This window comes from Devosia sp., from assembly GCF_028290625.1.
GTDB lineage: Bacteria > Pseudomonadota > Alphaproteobacteria > Rhizobiales > Devosiaceae > Devosia.
In genome coordinates, this window is sequence record NZ_JAQGJM010000044.1 from 1 (window position 1) to 20,982 (window position 20,982).

At 63.1% G+C, this 20,982-nt stretch carries 20 protein-coding genes; 7 read left to right on the forward strand and 13 right to left on the reverse strand.

Features of this window, described 5'->3' with window-relative positions; translation table 11 throughout:
* The first annotated feature begins 424 nt into the window (after nucleotides 1-424).
* Nucleotides 425-2,275 carry a dihydroxy-acid dehydratase gene (ilvD, locus tag JWR51_RS22790; RefSeq protein ID WP_299753221.1) on the forward strand — a complete coding sequence of 617 codons (1,851 nt, stop codon included), beginning with the start codon at nucleotides 425-427 and terminating at the stop codon, nucleotides 2,273-2,275.
* A gap of 330 nt (nucleotides 2,276-2,605) precedes the next feature.
* Here the strand turns inward: ilvD and JWR51_RS22795 are convergent, their stop codons facing one another.
* From JWR51_RS22795 to JWR51_RS22820, 6 genes are all read right to left on the reverse strand, one after another.
* Complete coding sequence (locus JWR51_RS22795) at nucleotides 2,606-3,043, reverse strand: hypothetical protein (RefSeq protein WP_299753223.1); 438 nt, start codon at nucleotides 3,041-3,043, stop codon at nucleotides 2,606-2,608.
* A gap of 95 nt (nucleotides 3,044-3,138) precedes the next feature.
* Nucleotides 3,139-4,008, reverse strand: a complete 870-nt coding sequence (locus JWR51_RS22800) for an aldo/keto reductase (RefSeq protein ID WP_299753225.1) — start codon at nucleotides 4,006-4,008, stop codon at nucleotides 3,139-3,141.
* A gap of 37 nt (nucleotides 4,009-4,045) precedes the next feature.
* Nucleotides 4,046-4,471, reverse strand: a complete 426-nt coding sequence (locus tag JWR51_RS22805) for a DUF1178 family protein (RefSeq protein ID WP_299753227.1) — start codon at nucleotides 4,469-4,471, stop codon at nucleotides 4,046-4,048.
* A gap of 55 nt (nucleotides 4,472-4,526) precedes the next feature.
* Entirely contained in the window at nucleotides 4,527-5,357 is an 831-nt protein-coding gene (locus JWR51_RS22810) for a carbon-nitrogen hydrolase family protein (RefSeq protein ID WP_299753229.1), read from the reverse strand.
* A gap of 135 nt (nucleotides 5,358-5,492) precedes the next feature.
* Nucleotides 5,493-5,747, reverse strand: coding sequence for a glutaredoxin 3 (grxC, locus tag JWR51_RS22815; RefSeq protein ID WP_299753231.1), 255 nt, complete (start codon nucleotides 5,745-5,747; stop codon nucleotides 5,493-5,495).
* 33 nt (nucleotides 5,748-5,780) lie between these two features.
* On the reverse strand, nucleotides 5,781-6,578 hold the full coding sequence (locus JWR51_RS22820; protein WP_299753233.1) for a ComF family protein: 798 nt from the start codon (nucleotides 6,576-6,578) through the stop codon (nucleotides 5,781-5,783).
* Nucleotides 6,579-6,623: 45 nt separating this feature from the next.
* On the opposite strand from JWR51_RS22820, the gene JWR51_RS22825 reads away from it, so the two are divergent.
* The 4 genes from JWR51_RS22825 to JWR51_RS22840 all read left to right on the forward strand — a co-directional run bounded on the left by JWR51_RS22825 (nucleotide 6,624) and on the right by JWR51_RS22840 (nucleotide 9,313).
* The gene (locus tag JWR51_RS22825; protein WP_299753235.1) at nucleotides 6,624-7,460 is read left to right on the forward strand and encodes a methyltransferase domain-containing protein; all 837 of its coding nucleotides are present in this window, start codon (nucleotides 6,624-6,626) and stop codon (nucleotides 7,458-7,460) included.
* A 73-nt stretch (nucleotides 7,461-7,533) separates the two neighbouring features.
* A complete protein-coding gene (locus JWR51_RS22830; protein WP_299753237.1) occupies nucleotides 7,534-8,202 on the forward strand; it encodes a GntR family transcriptional regulator in 669 nt (222 codons plus the stop codon).
* 86 nt (nucleotides 8,203-8,288) lie between these two features.
* Entirely contained in the window at nucleotides 8,289-8,879 is a 591-nt protein-coding gene (locus JWR51_RS22835; protein WP_299753239.1) for a biotin transporter BioY, read from the forward strand.
* On the forward strand, nucleotides 8,879-9,313 hold the full coding sequence (locus tag JWR51_RS22840) for a DUF1284 domain-containing protein (protein WP_299753241.1): 435 nt from the start codon (nucleotides 8,879-8,881) through the stop codon (nucleotides 9,311-9,313). The genes JWR51_RS22835 and JWR51_RS22840 overlap by 1 nt, the downstream gene beginning before the upstream one ends.
* 73 nt (nucleotides 9,314-9,386) lie before the next feature.
* Here the strand turns inward: JWR51_RS22840 and JWR51_RS22845 are convergent, their stop codons facing one another.
* The 5 genes from JWR51_RS22845 to JWR51_RS22865 all read right to left on the reverse strand — a co-directional run bounded on the left by JWR51_RS22845 (nucleotide 9,387) and on the right by JWR51_RS22865 (nucleotide 16,477).
* Nucleotides 9,387-9,962, reverse strand: coding sequence for a CarD family transcriptional regulator (locus JWR51_RS22845; RefSeq protein WP_299753243.1), 576 nt, complete (start codon nucleotides 9,960-9,962; stop codon nucleotides 9,387-9,389).
* 457 nt (nucleotides 9,963-10,419) lie between these two features.
* Nucleotides 10,420-10,758, reverse strand: a complete 339-nt coding sequence (gene fdxA / locus JWR51_RS22850; RefSeq protein WP_299753245.1) for a ferredoxin FdxA — start codon at nucleotides 10,756-10,758, stop codon at nucleotides 10,420-10,422.
* A gap of 214 nt (nucleotides 10,759-10,972) precedes the next feature.
* Nucleotides 10,973-11,380: an RNA-binding S4 domain-containing protein gene (locus JWR51_RS22855; protein ID WP_299753247.1), complete on the reverse strand. Its 408-nt coding sequence runs from the start codon at nucleotides 11,378-11,380 to the stop codon at nucleotides 10,973-10,975.
* Nucleotides 11,381-11,383: 3 nt separating this feature from the next.
* Nucleotides 11,384-14,473, reverse strand: coding sequence for a helicase-related protein (locus JWR51_RS22860; protein ID WP_299753249.1), 3,090 nt, complete (start codon nucleotides 14,471-14,473; stop codon nucleotides 11,384-11,386).
* Nucleotides 14,474-15,697: 1,224 nt separating this feature from the next.
* Complete coding sequence (locus JWR51_RS22865) at nucleotides 15,698-16,477, reverse strand: DUF3108 domain-containing protein (protein WP_299753251.1); 780 nt, start codon at nucleotides 16,475-16,477, stop codon at nucleotides 15,698-15,700.
* Nucleotides 16,478-16,700: 223 nt separating this feature from the next.
* Between JWR51_RS22865 and rpmB the strand changes: the two genes are divergently transcribed.
* Nucleotides 16,701-16,988 carry a 50S ribosomal protein L28 gene (gene rpmB / locus JWR51_RS22870; protein ID WP_299753253.1) on the forward strand — a complete coding sequence of 96 codons (288 nt, stop codon included), beginning with the start codon at nucleotides 16,701-16,703 and terminating at the stop codon, nucleotides 16,986-16,988.
* Nucleotides 16,989-17,259: 271 nt separating this feature from the next.
* Nucleotides 17,260-17,946 carry a queuosine precursor transporter gene (locus JWR51_RS22875; protein WP_299753255.1) on the forward strand — a complete coding sequence of 229 codons (687 nt, stop codon included), beginning with the start codon at nucleotides 17,260-17,262 and terminating at the stop codon, nucleotides 17,944-17,946.
* 154 nt (nucleotides 17,947-18,100) lie between these two features.
* Here the strand turns inward: JWR51_RS22875 and JWR51_RS22880 are convergent, their stop codons facing one another.
* Nucleotides 18,101-19,090, reverse strand: coding sequence for an esterase-like activity of phytase family protein (locus JWR51_RS22880; RefSeq protein WP_299753257.1), 990 nt, complete (start codon nucleotides 19,088-19,090; stop codon nucleotides 18,101-18,103).
* Nucleotides 19,087-20,976 (reverse strand): cobaltochelatase subunit CobT, encoded by a 1,890-nt coding sequence (gene cobT / locus JWR51_RS22885; protein WP_299753259.1) that lies wholly within the window; start codon nucleotides 20,974-20,976, stop codon nucleotides 19,087-19,089. The genes JWR51_RS22880 and cobT overlap by 4 nt, the downstream gene beginning before the upstream one ends.
* Between the last annotated feature and the right edge of the window lie 6 nt (nucleotides 20,977-20,982).

Genomic DNA, 20,982 nt, shown 5'->3' on the forward strand with positions numbered 1-20,982 from the left:
CTTCGACGTGATTTCGGAAGGCGCAATCTTCGGCGGGTGGTAGACGGCCATGGCTGTTCCTCATGCGATTTGGTGCTTTGAAAGCATTACGCAGCAATATGATGTTTAGTTACACATACATCGCGACTTTCCTCGGCAAGAAGGCAATTTTTTGTGTTTGGGGAGATGGAATAAACGGCGAAGGCAGATGCCTTGGGCAATCCTGCTGTTCTCTCTTGCCTTTTGTTGATTGGAATCCCGCGCCACCTTAACGCATGAACCGCCGCAAACCCCTTGCAGCGTACCGGATTCGGCTTACCTGATAGTGACAGTCCGCAGCGTTTGATTTAGGACCATTCCAAAAAGCAGGGCATTGCCCGTCCGTCTGGCGGAATGGGTCCGCCGCAGACATTGCCGCAAACTGCAGGACGTCGAGGATAACACCATGCCAGCCTACCGTTCGAGAACCACCACCCACGGCCGCAACATGGCCGGCGCCCGCGGCCTTTGGCGCGCGACAGGCATGAAGGATTCGGATTTCGGCAAGCCGATCATTGCCGTCGTCAATTCGTTCACGCAGTTCGTGCCCGGCCACGTCCACCTCAAGGACCTCGGCCAGCTGGTGGCGCGTGAAATCGAAGCGGCCGGCGGCGTCGCCAAGGAATTCAACACGATTGCCGTCGACGACGGCATCGCCATGGGCCATGACGGCATGCTCTACTCGCTGCCGTCGCGCGAACTGATCGCCGACAGCGTCGAATACATGGTCAATGCCCATTGCGCCGATGCCATGGTCTGCATCTCCAATTGCGACAAGATCACCCCCGGCATGCTGATGGCCGCCATGCGGCTGAATATCCCGGTGGTCTTCGTCTCCGGCGGCCCGATGGAAGCCGGCAAGGCCATGCTCAAGGGCAAGCTGCAGGCACTCGATCTCGTCGACGCCATGGTGATGGCCGCCGACGAGAAATATTCCGATGCCGAAATCGCCACCGTCGAGGAAGCCGCCTGCCCCACTTGCGGCTCCTGCTCGGGCATGTTCACCGCCAATTCGATGAACTGCCTCACCGAAGCGCTCGGCCTTAGCCTGCCCGGCAACGGCTCGACCCTGGCTACCCATTCGGATCGCAAGCGCCTGTTCCAGGAAGCCGGCCACCTGATCGTCGACTTGGCCAAGCGCTGGTACGAGCAGGACGACGCCACCGCCCTGCCCCGCACCATCGCCACCAAGGCCGCCTTCGAAAACGCCATGGCGCTCGATATCGCCATGGGCGGCTCGACCAACACCGTGCTGCACATCCTGGCCGCCGCCCATGAGGGCAAGGTCGATTTCACCATGGAAGATATCGACAAGCTCAGCCGCAAGGTGCCGGTCCTGTGCAAGGTCGCGCCCGCCAAGAACGACGTGCACATGGAAGACGTGCATCGCGCCGGCGGCATCATGTCGATCCTGGGCCAGCTCGACCGCGCCAACCTGATCAACCGCAGCGAGCCCACCATCCACTCGGCCACCATGGGCGACGCGCTCGACAAGTGGGACATCTCCCGCACCAATTCCGACAGCGTGCGCAATTTCTTCATGGCCGCCCCCGGCGGCGTGCGCACCACCGAGGCCTTTTCGCAATCCAATCGCTGGGCCGAACTCGACCTCGATCGCAAGGACGGCGCAATCCGCTCTGCCGAATACGCCTTCTCCAAGGATGGCGGCCTCGCGGTGCTGTCCGGCAATATCGCCATCGACGGCTGCATCGTGAAAACCGCTGGTGTCGATGACTCGATCCTCAAGTTCACCGGCCCGGCCCGTGTGTTCGAAAGCCAGGACGCCATCGTCAAGGCACTGCTCTCCAACGAGATCAAGGCCGGCGACGTCATTGTCATCCGCTACGAAGGCCCGCGCGGCGGCCCCGGCATGCAGGAGATGCTCTATCCGACGAGCTATCTCAAATCCAAGGGCCTGGGCAAAGCCTGCGCCCTGATCACCGACGGCCGCTTCTCCGGCGGCACTTCGGGCCTCTCCATCGGCCACGTTTCTCCGGAAGCTGCCGAAGGCGGCACTATCGGCCTCGTGCGCGAAAACGACACCATCGAGATCGATATCCCCAACCGCACCATCACGCTCTTGGTCAGCGATGACGAACTCGTGCAGCGCCGCCACGACCAGGACCGCCTCGGCTGGAAACCTGCCCATCCCCGCAAGCGCAACGTCACGCAGGCGCTCAAGGCCTACGCCGCTTTTGCGACATCAGCGGCCCGCGGCGCGGTGCGCGATCTGGGCGAGTTCGAGGACTTGTTCTAGGCGCCGGCAGTTCTAGCGACCGAGCGATACCGCAACCGAACAGTCAGTCGGACACAACTGACTCCACAACCACAGCCCTTCCCCCGGACTTGATCCGGGGGCCTCTCCCCACTCACGCCATGCTGATAGCGCCCCGCGGATCAAGTCGGCGGGAAGTCGCGGAGAATGCGGAGGCAACCTCACGACACTTTCGTGACAATCCCTCTCGCCACCCCGACCATCCCATGCTAAACGCCCCTCAGCCGAAGGTGGTCTGCCAAGATTACCCGCTGGTTAGGTTCGATGGCGGGGATTCCACCCTCCCCATCGAACCGACCTAAAATCCAAAAATCAGCACGGATTGAGCAGGAACACCCGGTCGTCGCTGTCGGCGAGATTGGGCGAAAAATCCTCGTCGCCTTCCAGCGCCAGGAAATCTCCGACCGTCAGCCTTATGGCCTTTCCCTCGGCCCGCAAGGTGAACTCACCGCCATCTGCTTCGAGCGAGCAGCGGTCATTGGCCGTGCAATAGGCATCGGCGCTATAGCGCGATCCCTGCCGCAGGGTGAATTCGAAGGCCAGCACCGTCCGCTTGCGCTCGACCTGGTCTGGCGACAATTCCAGATTGATCTGACTCACCACCTGATCCGGATGCGCCCGCATGTGGGCGGCGTCATATTTCCGCACATAGCAGCCACCTCCGTTCTCGAAGCTGTCGGAAACCACGCCCGCCATGGCCGGGGCCACGCCGGCCATCATGACTGCTGCAATGCCTATGATCGCCCGCAAAAAAGCCTCCCTCGATGATCGAGAGAGGCTTGCACGGCCTGAAAAGCGAGGCAAGGCGCCCCTTCACCTCCGTTCAGGAATGAGGTCAGGCGATTTTAGCCCTTGCGCCCCACCGCATCCAGCGTCCTGAACTCCGCGTCCGTCAACACAATGCTTGCGGCGGCCACATTCTCTTCCAGGTGCTTCACGCTCCCCGTGCCCGGGATCGGCAACATCACCGGCGAACGCTTCAGCATCCAGGCCAGCGCGATCTGGCTGGCCGATGCATTGTGCTTTTCCATGATGGTCTTGAATTCGACGCTAGTGGCCTCAAGGTTGCCCCCATCGATCGGCCGCCACGGAATGAAGCCGATACCATTGGCCTCGCAATAATCCAGCACATCCTCGGCCTTGCGGCTGACCAGGTTGTACATGTTCTGAACCGTGGTCACCTTGAAGTACTTTTGCGCTTCCTTGATGTCCTCGACGCTGACTTCGCTCAGCCCCACATGACGGATCAGGCCATTGGCCTGCATATCGGCAATCGCGCCGAACTGGTCGGCCCGCGGCGTCACGCTCTCGATCCGGTGCAACTGCCACAGGTCGAGCACGTCCAGCTTCAGCCGACGCAAGCTCTGCGTCACCGCCTGGCGCAAGAATTCCGGCCGCGCCAACTGGTGCCACTGGTCCGGCCCGGTGCGTGTCAGCCCGCTCTTTGTGGCGATGATCGTGCCCTTCGAATAGGGCGCCAACACCTCCCCGATCAGCTCTTCGCTGATATAGGGCCCATAGCTTTCCGCCGTATCGACGAAATCGACATTGAGCTCCGGCAGCCGCGCCAGCGTACGCTTGGCCTCCTCAACGTCGGCCGGCGGGCCCCAAATGCCCTTGCCCGTAATGCGCATGGCGCCAAAGCCCAGCCGATTGACCTTAAGGTCCCCGCCAATGGAAAAAGTCCCCGAACGGGACGCGTCGAGATTTGTCATGATGATCTCCGGGATTTTCGCGCCGAACTGGCGCGGCTTAATTGCTTTCTTCAGGCAGGTCCGGAAGAGGCGCGAATTCGATGCCCTCTTCGGCTAGCGCAATGACTTCGTCCCGCGTTGCCTCGCCATAGATGCCTCGCGCTTCGACTTCCTCGAAATGGATTTTCCGCGCCTCTTCGGCGAACTTGTCGCCGACATAGTCAGCTTCGCTGGTGACCTTCTGGCGATAGGCGCGCAGCAATTCGCGGAATTTGGCCACATCGGGATGCCCTGAACTCAGCGACATCTTTTCGGACCCCGAGCGGGCCACCGCAGGCGCCATCAGCGCCTTGTTCACCGCGTTGGAGGCACAAACCGGGCACTGAACAATGCCGCGCGCCTGCTGCTCATCGAACGCCGCAGCGTTCTTGAACCAGGCGTCAAAATCATGCGCATTGGCGCAGTGGAGCGAATATTGAATCACGAAACCAGGCCCTTGCGGGCCACGAGGGCCCCACCCCATAGATAGGCCTCGCCCATCATACCGGCAAGACCGGCGCCACGCTAAAAGCCCGCGCATTGGCCAGCGCCGGAATCCGGCCCCGCGCCTCCTCCACCGCCGCCAGATCAATCTCCGCCAGCAACACGCCCGGCTCGTCATGATCCAGCTCGGCAATCACCAGCCCCCACGGGTCGATCACCAGCGAATGCCCATAGGTCGCGCGGCCATTAATATGCTGCCCGCCCTGCGCTGCCGCGATCACATAGCTGCCGGTCTCGATCGCCCGCGCCCGCAACAGCACATGCCAATGCGCCTGCCCTGTCGGCACGGTGAACGCCGCCGGCACCGCCAGCACCTGCGCCCCGGCATTGGCCAGTGCATTGAACAAAGCTGGAAACCGCATGTCGTAGCAGATCGCCAGCCCTAGGGTGATCTCGTCGACCTGCGCCGTCACCGCCGCCTCGCCGCCCCGATAGGTCGCGCTTTCCTTGTAGGCATTGAGCCCCGCTATGGTCGCGTCGAATAGATGGATCTTGTCATAGGTGCTGACCACCGCGCCATCCGGCCCGAACAGCACGCTGCGATTGGCAAACCGCCCATCCTCCAGCGCCACCGCCAACGACCCGATATGCAGGAAAATCTGGTGCTCCCGCGCCAGCGATGAAAGCTGCGCCAAGTACGGATTATTCTCGAACGGCCCCGCTACCCGCGCCAGCCCCTCGCGGTTTTCCGCAAAGGCCATGGTGACTTCCGGCGTTAGCACATACCGCGCGCCCGCTTTTGCTGCCTCCGCCACCATCGGCCGCAAAGCCGCAAGATTGGCCTCCGGCTCCGGCCCCGACCGCATCTGAATGGCAGCGATTTTCATAAACGGATGCTTCTCATCTGACGCTGGACGCCCCACCCTCACCGGGTCATCCCCGCGAAGGCGGGGACCTCCGTTTCCGAGCCACACTCACCAAACAGGGGTTCCCGCCTTCGCGGGAATGACCCTGTATATACGTTATGCCTGCAAGAGTTCATCCAGCCCGCCAGCTCGGTCCAACGCCGCCATATCGTCATACCCACCCACATGGGTCTCGCCGATGAAAATCTGGGGCACGGTCCGCCGTCCATGCGCGCGCTCGGTCATCGCGGCGCGCAGATCGGGGTCCAGAACGGTAATTTCGGTATAGTCGGCGCCCTTGTCCGTCAACAGCGACTTGGCCGCGTGGCAATAGGGACAGGTCGGGGTGGTATAGATCTCGATCTTGGCCATGTTACTCTCCGAAAGTAAGCCTTGTTGATCCATCTATATGGGCATTTCTGCGCCAATGACAACGCGGGCAAAAGAGATGACGTCAACTTCACTGGCCCCGCCCTTGAGCAACGTCCGCGTCACCGCCTTGACGGTCGAGCCCGTCGTATAGACATCGTCCACCAGCACCACCCGCCGGCCACGCAGCCGCGCCAGCAGGTCCGGATGCACGGCAAATGCCCCGGCGACATTCCGCGCCCGCCCATCGCTGCTCAACCCCACCTGCTGCCGCGTCCGCTTCACCCGCCGCATCAGGTGCAGGTCCACCGCTACCCCCGTCAATTTGCCGATGGCGGCCGCCAGTTCTCCCGATTGATTATAGCGCCGCTCGCGCTGCCGGCTCGGATGCAGCGGCACCGGCACCAGCAGGGCATCATCGCCCCACAATTCATGCCCCGCCCCCACCATCAGCCGCGCACAAAACCGCGCCAGCTCCGGCCGGTCCCCATATTTCAGTCGCGAGACGATCGTCCGCGCCACCTCATTATAGATCACCGCCGCCCGCGCCCGCCCGAACGGCGGCGGCTCCGCAATCGCCTCCGCCGACAAGGCATCCGGGCCGAGCGACACCTCGAAGGGCAGCCCGAGAACGCGGCATAGCGGCGCGGTGATCGGCCGCAATTTGGCAAAACACGCCCCGCACAGCCCGTCGCTGGCAGCAATCGGCGCCTCGCAACTCAGGCATACCGGCGGATAGAGCTGATCGAGCACAAAGCCGCCCACCAGCCGCATCCCACCGATCACGCGGCGGTGCAGCGCCTCGGTTTTGACAACCTCGTCCGCTCTCTCCATAAGCTGCCATACTGCCACCGCAACCCAACGCTGTCGCCCCCGCCCATGGCCCTGCCACCGAAAATCTTCGATCCCGCGCTGATCGCCCGCCACCTGGCGCGCCGCAGCGGCGACGACTTCGTCATGGACTTGGTGCTGAGCGATCTCGAGGAGCGCCTGCTCGCCCTGATCCGCGATTTTCCCCGCGCCCTCATCATCGGCCCCGACGTGTCGCGCCTCCCCGCCAGCGGCCGCACCGCCAAGGCAGAGTTCCCTTTCACTCGCCTCGCGGCTTTCACCCCCGATAGCGACCTACCGCCCCTCCCCAAGGGCGAATTCGATCTGATCGTCTCGCTGCTGCACCTGCAGGCCGTCAACGACGTGCCCGGCTATCTGGCCCAGCTCCGTGCCCGCCTTGCCCCCGATGGCCTGCTGATGGCCGCCGCCCTGGGTGGCAATACGCTGACCGAACTACGCGAGGCTTTCCTCTCCGCCGATGCCGAAATCTCCGGCGGCGCCAGCGCCCGCGTCGCCCCCTTCATCCAGGTCCGCGACGCCGGCGCCCTGCTGCAACGCGCGGGTCTGGCCCTGCCGGTCGCCGATGTCGAAACCCACATCGTGCGCTATTCCAGCCCCTTCGCCCTGATGGCCGAGCTCAAATCCCTCGGCGCCGCCAATCCCCTGGTCGACCGCTCTCGCTGCGCCGCCACCCGCGCCCTGCTGAGCGCCGCCGCCGAGGCCTATGCCCGAAAAGACGCCGATCCCGATGGCCGCGTCCGCGCCACGCTCGAACTCATCTGGCTGTCCGGCTGGCTCCCCCACGAAAGCCAGCAGCAACCCCTCAAGCCCGGCAGCGCCACTGTGAGCATGACCAAAGTTCTGGGCAACAAGGCCAAATCCTGATCGCCTTCGAATCGGCTGGGTGAAACGCCATTCGAACCTCGACGGCATGGACTTGCTGAATTATCTATAAAATATGACCACTGCAAAAGACGAAACCATCTCCGCTCGCATCAGCAAGGCTCTGGCCGACCGCATTGTGGCGGGGACCATCGCCGCAGGGTCCCGTCTTCGCCAGGATCATATTGCCGAAGAGTTTGGGACCAGCCATGTGCCGGTCCGCGAAGCATTTCGCCGCCTCGAAGCACAAGGGCTGGTCGTCAGCGAGCCGCGACGGGGCGCCAGGGTCGCCGGTTTCAGTCTCGATGAGGTCAAGGAGGTCGCCGAGATGCGCGCCGCCCTTGAAGTGTTGGCGCTACGTCAGGCCGCGCCCCACCTGACGAGGGCCATTCTCGACACTGCCGAGGACGCCATCAAGGCGGGCGACAAGGCAGCCGACGCGCAGGCCTGGGAGGCAGCCAATCGCGCTTTCCACCGTATAATCCTGACGCCGTGCGCCATGCCCCGCCTGCTCGGATCCATCGATGACCTGCACACCGCAAGCGCGCGGTTCCTCTTCTCGGGATGGCGCGCCGAGTGGGAGACCCCAACGGATCGGGATCATCGCGCAATTCTCGACGCCCTCCGATCCGGACAGCTCGACCTGGCGGCGGCGGTGTTGGGCCGTCACGTCCAATGGACCGGGCAGAAGGGCGGAAATACCGCTGTTTCCCGGCCTGCCACCGCACCACGCCGCGCCTTTTAGGCAGCGCAGTTGCCAAGCCGGCTCAAATGTGAAATCCATTTAGCGATAGAACCGACAAATTATCTATAATTTTATCAGGATACGTCATGAGCCATCAGCCTGCCGCTCCAAACTACACGCCAGCCTTCAGTCCCCTAAATATCCACAGCCGCTCGCTTGCCTGGCAGCTCGGGGCGGTCGTCGCCGGCACGGTGTTCCTCGCGGCGTCCTCCTATGTCGAAGTGCCGATGATCCCGGTGCCGATGACCATGCAGACATTCGCCGTCGCCCTCGTGGGCGCGCTCTACGGCTGGCGTCTTGGCGCAATCACCATCATCGCCTGGCTACTCGAAGGTGCGCTTGGCTTGCCGGTCCTGGCGGGCGGCGCTGCAGGCTTTCAACATTTCCTGGGCGCGACCGGCGGCTATCTGTTTGCCTTCCCGATTGCCGGTGCCGTGGCCGGTTGCCTGGCCGAGCGCGGCTGGAACGGCAAACGGCCAGTTCTGGCCTTTGTCGGCATGCTAGCGTCCAACGCAACCTGCCTTGCTCTTGGCGGGACCTGGCTCGCCGTCATGATCGGCGCTGAGCAGGCCTTGACCTTCGGCGTTACGCCGTTCCTCGTCGGCGCCGTGTTGAAGTCGGTGCTCGGTGCGGCCGCGCTGATGGCGCTCGATCGCAGCGCGTCCCGCTCGGCCTGATGACCGTTCGTCTGCGGCCGCATCACCTGCTGTGCCTGCTGACCTATGTGGGGAAAGGCTATACGCCCGCATTCGTCGTCAATTACGACCGCATCGCCAAGCGCCTCTCCGCCGGGGAGGCAATTGAAATCGTTGCGGGGCCTGACGACGTCTGCGCTCCCTTATTGTGTGAGCCGGAACAGCACTGCTGGAACGACAGCGTCACCGAGCGGGACCGGCTGGCCGCGCGCGATGTCGGCGAACTGCTGCGGCGTGAGGAGCCAATCGCCGCAGGAACCAGGCTTGTGCTGGATGAGGATGCGATTGTGCAGATGCGGCAAGGCTTTGCCACCGGCGCCATTCGGCAAGCGTGTGCGGGCTGCGAATGGTCTGAGTTCTGCACCGCCATTGCCGCGGGCAGCTTCGAGGACGTACGGGTCACGATGCATTGCTAGCGAATGGCTCACAGATACAAACAAAAAGGCCGGCGTTTCCGCCGGCCTTTTCAATTCCAAATTCTGGCGAAATTTACGCCGCGGCTTCTTCGTCCGTGGCCGTATCGGCTTCCACGGCATCGGCCTTGGTGCGCTTGGGCGACTTGGCCAGGTTCCGCTGGATCAGCTGAATCGCCTCGGTCAGCGTCAGCTTGTTGACGGCGCTGATTTCGCGGCTCATGCGGTCCATCGCCTGCTCGAACAGCTGGCGTTCCGAATAGGACTGCTCGGGCTGCTCTTCGGAGCGATAGAGATCGCGCACGACTTCGGAAATGGCGATCAGGTCGCCGGAGTTGATCTTGGCTTCATATTCCTGGGCACGACGGCTCCACATGGTGCGCTTGACGCGCGCGCGGCCGGTGACGGTGGTCAGCGCCTGGGTAACCATGTCTTCTTCGGCGAGATGACGCATGCCGACGGACTTGATCTTGGCGACAGGAACGCGCAGGGTCAGCTTGTCCTGCTCGAAGCTGATGACGAACAGCTCAAGCGTCAGGCCCGCAACTTCCTGCTCTTCGATCGCGACGATCATCCCGACACCATGGGCGGGATACACGACGAATTCGCCGGTCTTGAACCCAAGACGCTGCGTGGTCTTCTTGGCTACCATGAGATAACTCCTTGTTGACGCCCCGATGGACAGTTCCTGGCGGGAAGGACCGTCCACTCCGTACTGTTCAATCCCCGTTTCCGGGGCACTGGACGCAGTCAAGCACTCTGGCCGCCCCGGTCCGCTTTCCGGCGCGCTCAGCATCTGGTGATGTTTGTCAAAAAAAATGTGCCTGATGGCACTCTGGTGACGGGCTTGGCTGCATGTAGACAGACCATAGCACAAAATTTCAGCAGAATCAAAAGGAACGAATCAACACCTAGTGTGTCCCGTTCCTGAACAATCGCGTCCTTGCTCGGACCGATCCCACAGTCGGCATTAGGGCGAAGAGTTTCGGGTCAGGCCGAGCCGAGAATGGTGCTTCGGGAGAACCGGAGCGGAGCGTACGTTCTGTACGTGAGCACCGGAAGCGGACCGGAGCGCCATTCGCAGGCCGGCATCACCCGAAAATCGAGCCCTAATCGCCTTCGCCGGGGGTTTCCGAGAAATACTTTTCGAACTTGCCGTCTTCGCCGTCAAACGCCTTGGCGTCGGCCGGGGGATCGCGGCGTTCACTCAGGTTGGGCCAGACCGAGGCAAACTTCGTGTTGATCTCGAGCCATTTATCCAGCCCGCTCTCGGTGTCGGGCTTGATCGCCTCGGCCGGGCACTCGGGCTCGCAGACGCCGCAATCGATACACTCGTCCGGATGGATGACGAGCATGTTCTCGCCTTCGTAAAAGCAGTCGACCGGGCACACTTCGACGCAGTCGGTATATTTGCACTTAATGCAATTGTCGGTGACGATATAGGTCATCTGGCGGGCGGTTCCCGAGCGGAACATGAGGACTGGGGCTTGCTGGTCCGGTTGCTAAACCCTTTTGGCCTCTGCTGCAAGGCTCAGACCGGGTCGCTTTTGTCGCGGTTCGGGCCGCCGGCGCAACAGTGTTTCAAGCCGGCTTTGTTTGACGCCATCAGGCTCACGCCCGCGCCCCCGACAAGCCTCATGGCCAGTCAACCGCCCCTATTCATTATTCATCGTCCTTCAATCGATCCGTCTCTCGACGCTCTTTCTTCGTGGGTCGTCCCGCCCCATCATCGCGCTGGGCAATCGCCGCCCCGTACGGCGACCGCTCGGCCTTGGGCAGCACCGGCGGCGACAGGTCCTCGTACAATCCCTGCGCTTCGCTCGCTGGGCCCCGCCGCATGCCGGCGTCCAGAATCTTCCACACCACGATGCGGTTATGGATCGCCATGGTCAGCACGTCGCCGGCGCCCACCTTATGGTCGCTATCGACGGTCTTTTCGGAGTTGACCCGAATCGCCCCGGTTTCGATGATCTTTTGCGCTAGCGTGCGCGATTTGATGGCGCGCGAAAAGAACAGGAACCTGTCCAGCCGCTCCTTGCGGATAGGCGGTGTGGTTCCTGTCCCTGCCAATCGCTACTCGGGCTTCTTGTTGCGCAGGGCCGCCAGCGCCGCGAACGGGCTGTCGGGATCGTAGACCACCTTGCGCTCGTCGCGCACGGGCCGGTTATTGTCCTGCTTTGGCGCATCGCCCCGCGGCTTGTCGAACTTCGGCCGTGCCTCGGCCTTAGCGCGATTCTCGAACCGCGCCTTGCCGTTGAGATGCTGGGCCTTGGAAAGATCCTGCACTTCGCCCTCGGGCCGCCGATTGACCACCCGCTGCGGCGGGGCATCAGCCGGGCGGGTCCGGTCGGGACGCGGACGTTGCGGCCGCACAACCTGCACTTCGCCTTCTGGCCGCGTCGGGCCACGACGGGGGCCACCATGACGCTTGGCATTGTCCTGCGTGCGCTTGCCGCCCGGGAACCATACTTCGTCGAATTCCGGCTCGGCCGGCTTGGTATCCACAGGCGCCGGCTCTGCCACAACGGCTTCAACAGGCGCCGCCTCGATAATCGTCGTTGCCGGAATATCGGCCTCGACCACAACCACATCAGCCGGAACCGCCTCGACTTCGGCCGCGCCCGATGGCTCGACTTCGCTCGGATTGTCGACCAGCGTTTCTTCCAGCGCCGGCGCTTCCGCGCTGGCCTCAGCCGGAGCCGCCACAGCCTCGACGGGCTTTGCAACCTTGGGCGTCTTGCGCAGGCGATAGCCCAGCGACGTCAAAATGGACGCAAAGTCTTCGCCCGAGCAGCCCAGCAGCGAGGTCATCTCGACCGTCACCCGGAACCCATTGCCCTCCGCGGCGCCGGCTGGCGGCTCGCCCTGGAACCGGCTCGGATCGACCGCGATCAGCGGCCGGATGATATCGGCCAGCCGCTCCAAAATGTCGACGCGCACCGCTCGCTTACCGGCCACCTTGAAGCCCGCAACCTCATAGAGGCGCTGGTCGACTTCCGGATCGATCAGGAACGACGTCCGTCCGCTCAAAACGATATGCGGCAGGTCGGTCACGCCCGGCTGGCGGATGCCGCCATTTTTCAGCGCGAACAGAATCAGCGCCAGCTCTCGCGGCGCCGGCTTCAGGCTCAGCGGCAGGTAGATGTGATAGGCGCCGAACTTGATGCCCAGCTTGCGCATCTTGCCGCGCACGTCCTGGTCGAGGTTCTTGACCTCGTCGCCCACTTGCCCGCGGGGAATTAGCCCCAGGTTCTCGAACAGCTGGAACGCGATGCCGCGCGCCGGCCCTTCGATATCGGCGGGAGCCTCCAGGCTCATCACCTGTTCCAGCACCGTATTGATATGATGGCGCAGCCACAGATTGAGGCGGTCCTGCACCGCGATCAAGTCCGGCCCCGTCAGCGACTCGTCCGCCAGGATCAACAAGCGCGGCCGCAACAGCGCATCGCCCTCGACCAGCTCGGCGACGATATCGCCCTTCCAGCGCATGCGCCCATCGGTCGCCAGAACGAATTCCTCGTTCGGCGCCCCCGCCAGCCGGTCGGCCCGGTGGTGGATTTCGGGGGCCACGACGTGGTCCGCTGCCGTCCTTATGCCCTTGACGTCGACGTCGCCGTCATTGCGCGCCAGGGTAAAGCGGAAGCCTTCGAGCGTGCCGATGAGATGGCCTTCCAGCCGCACTTCGCCACGTTCATTGATCTCGGGAGATGCCATGCGTTTGTCTTTCAGGTGTCGGAGCAGCACGCTGGTGCGGCGGTCGACGAAGCGCTGGGTCAACCGCTCATGAAGAGCATCGCTCAGCCGATCTTCGATATCCCGGGTCTTTTCGCGCCAATGCAGCGGGTCCGCAAGCCAGTTTTTACGGTTCGCCACAAACGTCCATGTCCGGATCTGCTTGATCCGGTTGCTCAACGTGTCGATATCGCCGCTCGAATTGTCACAAAACCGGATTTGCTCGGCCATCCAGTCGGGGCTAACCGCCTGCTTTCGCATCAAATCAGAATAAATTCGCGTGATGATTTCGCCGTGCGCCGCCGGTGAAATCCCCAGGTAATCCGGGGTCTGGCACACTTCCCACAGCAGCTTTGCACCCGTCATGCCTCGCGCTAGTGCCCCCGCCTCATTGCGCGAAACGAACTCCAGCGCCCGCTGATCGGTCGCTATGGGCACCCGTGTCAGGCTGCGCTGGTCGGGGGACCGCTCCAGGGAATTGAGCAAAGCGGGGATAGACGAAAAATCCAGCTCATTGTTGCGCCATTGCAGCACTTTGATTGGATCGAAATCGTGCGTTTCCAACGCCACGATCATTTCTTCCTCGAACCCCTCGGTCCCCGCCGTCACCCCGAAGGTGCCATTGCGCGCATGCCGCCCGGCTCGCCCGGCGATCTGCCCCAGCTCCGCTGGCGTCAAGGGCCGGCTTTGGTGACCGTCGAATTTGGTGTCGTCCGCAAAGGCCACGTGATGGATATCGAGGTTCAGCCCCATGCCAATGGCATCGGTCGCCACCAGGAAATCCACGTCGCCATTCTGGTAAAGCTCGACCTGCGCATTGCGCGTGCGCGGGCTCAGCGCGCCCATCACCACCGCCGCCCCACCGCGCTCGCGCCGGATCAATTCGGCAATCGCGTAAACCTGCCGCGCCGAGAACGCCACGATGGCCGAACGCTCCGGCTGCCGCGAAATTTTTTTCGAGCCCGCATAGGTCAATTGCGAAAACCGCGGCCGGTCGATGATCTCGACATGCGGCAACAGTTTCTTGATCACCGGCGCCATCGTCGCCGCGCCCAGCAGCAGCGTTTCGTTCATCCCCCGCGCATGCAGGATGCGATCGGTGAACACATGCCCACGGTCGAAATCGATCGCCGTCTGGATTTCGTCGATCGCCACGCAATCGACCTTGATATCGGTTGGCATCGCCTCGACCGTACACACCCAATAGCGCGGCCGCGCCGGCACGATGCGCTCCTCCCCGGTCACCAGCGCCACCGCCTGTACGCCGACGCGTTCCATCACGCGCTGATAGACCTCGCGCGCCAGCAGGCGCAGCGGCAGCCCAATCATCCCCGTGGGATGAGCCAGCATGCGCTCGATGGCAAAATAGGTCTTGCCGGTATTGGTGGGGCCGAGAATCGCCTTGAGCGAATGGTGCGGTGCAAAAGTCATCGTCGCCAATGTAGGGCGTGGGAGCGCCGGATAGAAGTGGTGGAGACACACGTCCCACAACGGGACGTAACATGCGACCGAAATCCGTGTCTGTTTAATGACAGAACGAGACAAGAACAAACCGAAACCGAATCGGCGTGACTCGCTGAGTCTGGCTTTGTTCTGGGCTAGCTGTGGTGGGTCTAATCCAAACATACCCACTAGCGTCCCTGATGCTTCCCCCGCCGCGCGGCGAAACCATCAAAACCCGTTCAACATCGTTACCAAGCCCTTAACAAAGCCTCGAATCGGCCTCGCACGGCCCGAACATAAAGAGATCGTAAACAGGCTAAGCCTCTATTTTTCTTGTGCATTTAGATGCAGTTCCAAGGCAGCGCGCCGCTCTCAAAACCACAAATTGAGGAAGTCCGCGCTTGACCGTCCCAAGACGGGACGCCGCCATTGTGCCCACCGCAGGTCCCCCCCTCCTACCTCCCCCATCATGGGGGAGGTTTCTCTCCACTCTTGGAACTCGATCCTGCACTACCTCCGGCAGACACCTCCCCCATGATGGGAGAGGCTGGGAGGGGGTGGCCGTTTAGCCCCAACCTCCCATTCCGGCACACTCCCCACCTTCAACCCGTCGCCTCGTTAACCCCCGCACCAAACCCGGAACGAACACGGACCGAATCGGGCGAACCACCCCAATGCCCCTTCGTTCACCCCTCCCCCTAGTGGTCCCTGGTGCCGCCACCCACTAACCACTCACCGTCCACGAAATTCCGTTCGGAATCCCTCCAAAACCCGTTCATCTTCCTGATCAAACAGTGAATTTCGCGCTCCCAACGCCCTTCCTAACGCCCCCTTAAAGTCCCATTCCCGTTTCCACGGCCGCCCATCATCTTTGTCCCCAGGCCTTCCGGGCGCCTTAAATTACAAAATTGACAATAAACCCTTTGACCGTCCCAAGCCGAGACGGCTCGCGCCTGATTGCTCAAGTCATGGAAATACAGCCCGCTGAGCCGCGGGCCGAGGCTGATCGCCAAATCGACCATGAGGAACGCTACGCAACTGGGGCAGGAGCGCTACGTCACCGAGGCGATCACGCGCAGTAGACGCGTCGAGATTTGCGCTGGGAGAGACGAAAATGGTGGGTTTGGAGAACCGGAGCGGAGCGTGCACGTGAGCACCGGAAGCGGACAAACCTGCCATTTGCAGGCCGCCCCAGTGCAAATATCGATGCGTCTACGGTTTCATCGAGGTTAGGACCATGGAGAGATCCCCCACGCTGGTATTGAGCAGCACGCGGTAGGGGATGAAATATCCCGTCTCGCCCAGCGGCGCATACCAGATCAGGATGCGATCACTGTCGGCCAGATAATTGGTCATTTCCGAAGTGGTGAAATGCCCCGATACGGGCTGGTAATCCATGTTGCACAGGATCACCGGGCCCTGATAGCCGGTGCGCGCAGACGTGGCCTCGTCCTCGGCGGCAAAGGCCATGACGATATTGAAGCGCTCGACGCCGGTGAAAATCTTGAGATTGCGACGGCACAGGCTCTTGTCCAGTGTGCCGCCCTTGATCACGAAGCTCGATAGCACATCGCCCACATTGGTCAGGTGGCTGCGCTCGATCGGCACGCGATTGTAATTGTCGATCAGCGGCGGATCGACCCGGAATGCCGTCACGTTGTGACCCGCATAACTCACGTCGACCGTGAAGGTATCGCCCTTCACCTTGGTCTGCAGGTCGAATTCCTGGCTGGTCAGCTGCGAGCCGCCGGATGACCCACTGGCGGTGACGCTCGCGGTCCCACTCGCCACCAGCGATCCCAGCCCCGCCACATTGGCCTTGAGGTCCAGCGCATAGCGCGAGCCGTCATCGCTCAGGTCGACATTGACATTGGCGACGTTGATGCCGCCGACCGTCACCACATAGCTGGCCGTGGCATTGACCTCCGCACCCAGCGCCGGCAGCGCGAGGGCAGTGAATCCGAGGACGCAGGCAAAGCGGGACAAGGTCAAGATGGATCGTCTCTCAGCACGCGGGGAAGGCGGCGCGAATCAGCCAAGAGGGAAAGGTGCCTGCGCTTATCCCCCCTTGCAAGCCGATCGCGCCCGTTTGAGCCCGCTTCGCCTTGACGGCGGCGCCCGTTTTCTCTAAAGACGCCCCAGATTTCACAACAATCGAGGCCCGTCGCGGACTTGTCCGCCACGCAGGACCTTTACACAAATAGGATATCTTCCAATGGCACGTCGCTGCGAACTGACTGGCAAAGGCGTGATGACCGGTAACAACGTGAGCCATGCGCTCAACCGTACCCGTCGTCGCTTTCTGCCCAACCTTTTGAATGTCACCCTGCTGTCCGAGACGCTCGGCCGCCCCGTCAAGCTGCGCATCTGCGCTGCGGCGCTGCGCACCGTCGAGCACCGCGGTGGCCTCGATGCCTTCCTGCTCAAGCAGGACGATGCCGATATGAGCCCGCTGGCTCAGGGCCTCAAGAAGGAACTGCGCGCCGCCCTGGCCGCCGCTTAATTCTTTCACTTTCAGTTTTGACCGCGCGGCGCCCCCCGGTGCCGCGCGGTTTTTCTTTTGCCTCACCTCGCCCCTTCGGGGAGAGGTCGGCGCGCAGCGCCGGGTGAGGGGCCTTCCTTCTGCACTGCATCTAGTGAAGCCCCTCACCCTAACCCTCTCCCGAAGGGGCGAGGGGACGACTTCCCACTCTGGTGCAAAACCCTTGCGCCTGTTAATGAACGCTTCCCGCCCCGGTCTTTTGCTGGACAGCGGATAACTGAGGTACATTCTGATGTTCACTCGCCTCCTGGCGGCTATTGCCGCCATGGTCGTGGTCGTTGCCGCGTCCAACGTGCTCGTGCTGTTCCCGCTGCAGGTGCAGCTTGGCCCGGTCAACCTGGCCGATCTGTTGACCTGGGGCGCCTTCACCTTCCCCTTTGCCTTCCTCGTCACCGACCTGACCAACCGCTTCGACGGAGCCCGTAGTGCCCGCCTCGTGGTCTTGGTGGGCTTTCTCGTCGGCCTCGGCCTGTCCTTCTACCTCAGCTATCACCCACTGCCCTGGAACCCCGAGGGCACGCCAGCCACCACCCAGCGCATCGCGCTCGCGTCGGCCGCCGCCTTCGTCACCGGCCAATTGCTCGACATCGCGGTGTTCTCGCGCCTGCGCGCCAGCCGCGCCTGGTTCCTGCCGCCTCTGGCCGGCTCGCTGTTCGGATCGGTGATCGATACGACGATCTTCTTCACCATCGCCTTCGCCCCCACCCTAGCCGGCGTTGACGCACTCTTCGGCCTGGCTGATGGCTCCTTGGGCTTCCCCGCCCCCTGGCTCGGCATCGGCCCCGAAGTCCCCCTCTGGACTTCGCTCGCCACCGGCGACTTCCTCGTCAAGTTCCTCGCGGCTGTACTGCTGCTGGCGCCCTATCGCGCGCTAATGGGTAAGCTCATGCCTCGACCGGCGACGACGGCGCGGGCGTAAGCCGACAGAGGCGGCGCTTGGAGTGGCCCTGCACTCACCCCACCCACCGTCCTTCCCGCGGACTTGATCCGCGGGCCACTCTCAACGCGGCACAAGCGGCAAGTGGTCCCCGGATCAAGTCCGGGGACAGTGCGGTGTTTGTTTAGCTATTCGCTCAATCTGCTAGAGCAAACTCGAGGAGCAAATTCCGCTCCCAATCATTGAAATTGTTGTCCGACCCAATCACGATCCGCGTCTCCCCATCCGGCGCAGTGTGCACCGCCACCTGCTCCATATTATCGATCGCCCCGCCACTCGCCTGCAGCAGCACCTCACCCTTCATCAGGTTCCCCGGCCGCACGTCAGCTGCCGGCACCAGCCGCAGCGTCATGGTGAAAGCGAGAAACGACACCCCCCGCTCCAGCACCAGCAAATCCCCATTCGGCAAAAACGCACAATCGGTCGGGTTCACATCCGGGCTCGATTGATAGCTCAGCGGCCCCTTGTCGTTCTGCCCCAGGAGCCACGCTACGTGCTGGCCGTCATCGTCGATCACGCCCTCGGTCAGCAGCAGCGTCGAGCCGGCAATCGGGGAGCCATCCGGCGCGATACACACCGCTTCCAGCGATTCGTTGGTGCGCGTATCGGTCAGCCATTTGGGGATTTCGATTTCCTTGGCCGCCCCGCCCGGCACGCCATCCGTCAACGCAAATTCCGCCACCCGCGTCAGATGCTCGAACCCGACCCGCACTGCCACCGGCACGCCATCGCGAACCACCGCGGCAATCGCCTCGGCATCGCGGCTATACTGCCGCGGCAGCGGCGCGCCCTTGGAATTCTGGATCGGCTCGATGCGTACGCCGATAAAGCCGAACAGCCGTCCGGCCTCGTCATACGCCAATTGCCCGGACACGAAATTGCCCCGGTCCGACACCATGGCCACCTTCTGATCGGTGCCCGTAACGGCCAGCCCCGACAGCCCGCCAAACGTATCGTCCTGGCTCACCATGGCGATACCGCCGCGCCAGATCAACTTGTCGACCTGCCCGTCCAGCGCCACGCCGCGAAAATCGGTGATCTGCACCGCCCCGACTGTCAGCTCCGCCGCATCGGCCCGGCAAATCGCCAGGCCGACAAGCGCCAGCGCGACAGCGCCGCGGATCATCCGCGCCGTCCCCGTCGCATCTGGGCCGGCGGTTCCTCATCGAACAGCGAGGCCAATTCGTCGGTCAGCGCCCCGCCCAATTCCTCAGCGTCCAGCAGCGTCACCGCGCGGCGATAATACCGCGTCACGTCGTGCCCGATGCCCACCGCCACCAACTGGATCGGCGAGCGCGTCTCGATATCCTCGATCACCTGCCGCAAATGGGCTTCGAGGTAATTGCCAGCGTTCACCGATTGGGTGCTGTCATCTACCGGCGCACCATCGGAAATCACCATCAGGATCCGCCGGCTTTCCGGGCGCGCCATCAGCCGCTTGCGCGCCCATTCCAGCGCTTCGCCGTCGATATTTTCCTTGAGCAGCCCCTCGCGCATCATCAGGCCCAGATTGCGCCGCGCATGCCGCCACGGCTCGTCGGCCGCCTTGTAGATGATGTGACGCACGTCGTTGACGCGCCCCGGATTGGCCGGCCGATTGGCCTCCAGCCACGCCTCGCGGCTCTTGCCGCCCTTCCACGCGCGCGTGGTGAAGCCGAGGATTTCCACCTTGACCCCGCACCGCTCCAGCGTGCGCGCCAAAATATCACCGCAGATCGCCGCAATGGTGATCGGCCGCCCGCGCATCGAGCCCGAATTGTCGATCAGCAGCGTCACGATGGTATCGCGGAAATCGGTGTCGTTCTCCACCTTGAACGACAAAGCCTGCATCGGATCGGTGACCACGCGGGTCAGCCGCGCCGTGTCCAGCAGGCCCTCTTCCAGGTCGAACTGCCACGAACGGTTTTGTTTCGCCATCAGCCGCCGCTGCAGCTTGTTGGCCAGCCGCGCGACCGCGCCCGCCAGGTTCTCCAACTGCTTGTCCAGCAGCGCCCGCAACTGGTCGAGTTCCTCGGGCGGGCACAGTTCGCTCGCCTTGACGATCTCGTCGAACTTCTGCGTGAAGATCTTGTAGTTGAACTGATTGCTGAGCTGCGTGCCGCCGTCCTTGGCCGGCGGCGGCATCGGCGCGTCCTCGCCCGCTTCGGACGCTGCGTCCTCGTCGGTGTCGGCCATGTCGCTGTCGATGCCGTCGACGTCACCGGTTTCCTCGGTGTCGCCGGCGCTCTCGTCCTGTTCAGAATCCGACTGCTCGTTCTCGCCTTCGCCCTGCTCCGGCGACTGGTCTGAACCCTCGGCCTGGTCCGGCTCCTGGTCGTCCCCGTTTTCCTCGTCCGAGGCGTCAGGGTCTTCCATTTCGCTTTCGGGCATCAGGTTCAGGTCGCGCAGCAGCGCCTTCGCGACGCGCGAGAAGTCGTCCTGATCCTCGAACCGGGTCATCAACTTATCGAGCGACTCGCCGCCCTTTTCTTCGATTTCGGCCCGCCACAGATCGACCAGCTTGTGCCCCGATGGCGGCACCGGCACGCCCGCCAGCTTCTCCCGCAGCAACAGGCCCAGCGCCTCGGCGATCGGCGCATCGCCGCGATCGTTCACTTCGGCAAAATTGGCGCGGAACAGGCGGTCTTCCAGCATTTCCCCGATATTGCCAACCATTCCGGGCATGCGCACACAGCCCAGGGCCTCGACCCGCGCCTGCTCCAGCGCGTCGAACGCCGCTCGCGCCATCGGATCGATCGGCGAGCGCTTGCGGTGCGTATCGGGATCGTGGCTGGCCAGCCGCATCGCCATAGCGTCGCCCTGCCCGCGTGCGACAGCAATGTCGCGCTTGGTCGGCAGCCGCGGCAGGTTCGCCAGCCGCGCCTTGTCGCTGGTCAATAGCGGCCGGTCGGCGGTGAAGGTCACTTCCAGGTCCGGCTTGCCGCCAATGGCGCGCACGGTCGCCCCCATGGCGGATTTGAACGCCTGGGTCTGGTCTGGCTTATTGGCTTTGTTGCGCGGTGGCTGTGCCATGAAAAA

Coding starts and splice junctions, on each gene's coding strand:
- JWR51_RS22835 (WP_299753239.1), top strand. CDS start 8,289: ATGAGCCATCAGCCTGCCGCTCCAAACTACACGCCAGCCTTCAGTCCC.
- JWR51_RS22860 (WP_299753249.1), bottom strand. CDS start 14,473: ATGACTTTTGCACCGCACCATTCGCTCAAGGCGATTCTCGGCCCCACC.
- JWR51_RS22800 (WP_299753225.1), bottom strand. CDS start 4,008: ATGACAAATCTCGACGCGTCCCGTTCGGGGACTTTTTCCATTGGCGGG.
- rpmB (WP_299753253.1), top strand. CDS start 16,701: ATGGCACGTCGCTGCGAACTGACTGGCAAAGGCGTGATGACCGGTAAC.
- JWR51_RS22845 (WP_299753243.1), bottom strand. CDS start 9,962: ATGGTAGCCAAGAAGACCACGCAGCGTCTTGGGTTCAAGACCGGCGAA.
- JWR51_RS22875 (WP_299753255.1), top strand. CDS start 17,260: ATGTTCACTCGCCTCCTGGCGGCTATTGCCGCCATGGTCGTGGTCGTT.
- JWR51_RS22825 (WP_299753235.1), top strand. CDS start 6,624: ATGGCCCTGCCACCGAAAATCTTCGATCCCGCGCTGATCGCCCGCCAC.
- ilvD (WP_299753221.1), top strand. CDS start 425: ATGCCAGCCTACCGTTCGAGAACCACCACCCACGGCCGCAACATGGCC.
- JWR51_RS22820 (WP_299753233.1), bottom strand. CDS start 6,578: ATGGAGAGAGCGGACGAGGTTGTCAAAACCGAGGCGCTGCACCGCCGC.
- JWR51_RS22840 (WP_299753241.1), top strand. CDS start 8,879: ATGACCGTTCGTCTGCGGCCGCATCACCTGCTGTGCCTGCTGACCTAT.
- JWR51_RS22810 (WP_299753229.1), bottom strand. CDS start 5,357: ATGAAAATCGCTGCCATTCAGATGCGGTCGGGGCCGGAGCCGGAGGCC.
- JWR51_RS22830 (WP_299753237.1), top strand. CDS start 7,534: ATGACCACTGCAAAAGACGAAACCATCTCCGCTCGCATCAGCAAGGCT.
- fdxA (WP_299753245.1), bottom strand. CDS start 10,758: ATGACCTATATCGTCACCGACAATTGCATTAAGTGCAAATATACCGAC.
- cobT (WP_299753259.1), bottom strand. CDS start 20,976: ATGGCACAGCCACCGCGCAACAAAGCCAATAAGCCAGACCAGACCCAG.
- grxC (WP_299753231.1), bottom strand. CDS start 5,747: ATGGCCAAGATCGAGATCTATACCACCCCGACCTGTCCCTATTGCCAC.
- JWR51_RS22880 (WP_299753257.1), bottom strand. CDS start 19,090: ATGATCCGCGGCGCTGTCGCGCTGGCGCTTGTCGGCCTGGCGATTTGC.